Below are 526 nucleotides of genomic sequence, written 5' to 3'. Positions count from 1 at the left end.
ACACCAACACACACAAAAACACACCCAACACAACACCCACCATCAAAACCACCAAAAAGGCCAAAAAACACCCGCTAGAAAGCAAAACAACCAAAAACTACCCAACCACCAACAGCATTACCAACCACAACAAACAAACCCAAACCCCACCGTCTGACAAAAACCACAAAACCACCGCCAACCACCACACAAAAACAACACAAAACCCCGACGGCACAAACACACCACACACCCCAACCAAACCCACCAAACACCAACCAAACACACAAACCACCCAAACCCCCAACCCAACCCAACCCAACCACAACACCACCACCAAAACAACCAACACCCAAAACAAACCCCACCACCACCACAACACCACCAAACACAACCCAAACCAAAACAACACAATCAAAAACCCGAACCAAGCGCAAAAAGGCAACATCGCACTACCGCACGACTGCTACCACAACCCTACCGGCACCAACCCTACACCCAAACAATGAGAAACCCCAACAAAACCCCCCGCCGACAAAAACCAACC

The 526-nt window shown here is 49.4% G+C and carries 1 pseudogene; it reads left to right on the top strand.

What is annotated here, in order from left to right:
• Positions 1–488, top strand: a pseudogene (locus tag ACTHTS_RS11005) (aromatic amino acid aminotransferase); the annotation flags it as partial.
• Between the last annotated feature and the right edge of the window lie 38 nt (positions 489–526).

This window comes from Neisseria sp. P0019.S003 (assembly GCF_051957115.1).
GTDB lineage: Bacteria > Pseudomonadota > Gammaproteobacteria > Burkholderiales > Neisseriaceae > Neisseria > Neisseria flavescens_D.
The sequence above is the reverse complement of the archived record's forward strand: the minus strand, read 5'-3'. Positions and strand labels throughout refer to the sequence as shown.